Genomic DNA, 1,813 nt, shown 5'->3' on the forward strand with positions numbered 1-1,813 from the left:
GGAGAATTTATTCTCAATTTTTATAATTGAGATAGTTTGTGCCGCTTAAATAAAGAGGTTTTGATAACCAAATTAAAGCAGCTCTAAAGAGTTTTGAGTTAAAAGTTAAACTTCAAGTTTTCATTCAGGACAAATGTACTGGTTAACTAATTTTTTTGGGAAAATTAGTTAACCCATCATTATAACATATAATTAATTTGCAAGAGTTCTATTGATGATTAAGTAGGTAGGTGTTGAAAGTTGTCAGACACCCCCCTTATCAAGGGGGGCAGGGGGGATCGAACCTAAAATTCATTTTTAATTTAATTATAACCAGCTACTTAATCATTCTTAATTCTCCAGCAACCACGAGAATTTTTTATTTTTACAAGAGGTGTAGTTATGTCTTTATCAATTCGAGTAATTCTCCTAGTAGCGACGACAGTTTATCAGACGTTATCTGTTTGGTTAGAAGAACAAAAAGCACCGCCAGGTAATTTGATTAATCTGGGTAAATATCGCCTGCATTTTTGTCTAGCAGGAGAGGCTAGTACCACTATTATTATTGACCATAGTTTAGGGGGAATTGAGGGATATTTTTTGATAGAAGAATTGTCACAATTAGCTAGGGTTTGTATTTATGATCGAGCGGGTTATGGTTGGAGCGATCCTAGTCCATATCCCCGAACTAGCTACCAAATTGTTCAGGAATTAGATCAATTACTAACCCAAGCAAAAATAGAACCGCCTTATATTTTAGTTGGTGATTCTTTTGGCAGTTATAATGTTCGACTATATGCCCATCTGTTCCCAGAAAAAGTAGTAGGTTTGGTACTCACCGATGGTTTACACGACAAAGGAATGCTGAAAATGTCGCCAGCATTAAAGGCATTAAAATTATTTTTCATCTCTGGATTTTGGATGTCGATTATTGGCTCAATTTTAGGCATTATAAGAGTTATGAGAGTTCTGGGAGTTTTTGAATTATTAAAACCAGAATTGCGTCGCTTTTCCCCAGATTCTTGTGATCGAGTTAAGCGTTCTTTCTGTCGCGCTAAACACTGGATGACGATGAGTAGAGAAATGCTTAATCTCGACCAAAGCGCTCGTCAGGTAAGTGAGGCTAACAATTTCGGTAATTTACCGATAGTTAGTATTAAAGCTAATTCTTTTTTTAAACCTTCCCTTTGGACTCGCTTTATTCCCCTCAAAAGTGCCAACCAACTCCGGGAGGAGATGCACCTAGAATTAGGCAAGTTATCCAAAGATTTTCTGCAAATACAAGCGGATAAAAGTGGTCATTTTGTCTGGATGGATCAACCGGATGTGATGATCGATGCGGTCAAAATTTTGCTTGACAAAATTAACTCTGTGTGCTAAGTAATTACTCACCGTTCGCTCATTTCTCGAACCGAAAATTTGGTAAATTGTCTTAAGTGCAGTCTGGCAAACGCATTGATTGTTCTACTCAGATATTTGTTAGTACAAAAAGACCATTTTGAGGTTAACGAATTGATTGGGGTTTGAGCGAGCCAATTGGAGATCGCACTCTCGACACTGTTTTACCTACCTTATTCGCTAAAAAGCATACAGTATAAAGGTAACAGCAATTTTAAAACCCTTCCCTTAAAAAATTAAGCGAACAATGAGTTGTGACACTTAGACTGCGGAGTATGGGACTTCTGCTGACGCTAAGCTAAGTACAGGACAAAAATTGTAGGGAATGAAGAAAATCCCGATGATTAGGCAAAGAAGGGTTAAGAATCAGATGACGAAGATGGTCAAAACCTAAGCGAAAAAGACTCTTAGCACGACGACCGTGTTTCTTGAGGGG

1 protein-coding gene and 1 pseudogene are annotated in these 1,813 nt (G+C 37.5%); one reads left to right on the forward strand and one right to left on the reverse strand.

Annotated features, from left to right (window positions below):
* Positions 1 to 381: 381 nt before the first annotated feature.
* Entirely contained in the window at positions 382 to 1,359 is a 978-nt protein-coding gene (locus O9334_RS07515; protein WP_287999770.1) for an alpha/beta fold hydrolase, read from the forward strand.
* A 316-nt stretch (positions 1,360 to 1,675) separates the two neighbouring features.
* Here O9334_RS07515 and O9334_RS07520 read toward each other — a convergent pair.
* A pseudogene (locus O9334_RS07520) lies at positions 1,676 to 1,813 on the reverse strand (IS4 family transposase); the annotation flags it as partial.

The organism is Microcystis sp. LE19-8.1F (assembly GCF_027531715.1).
Classification (GTDB): Bacteria; Cyanobacteriota; Cyanobacteriia; order Cyanobacteriales; family Microcystaceae; genus Microcystis; species Microcystis wesenbergii_A.

Excerpts from the sequence above, each read along its gene's own strand:
- O9334_RS07515 (WP_287999770.1), top strand. The coding sequence starts at position 382 with ATGTCTTTATCAATTCGAGTAATTCTCCTAGTAGCGACGACAGTTTAT.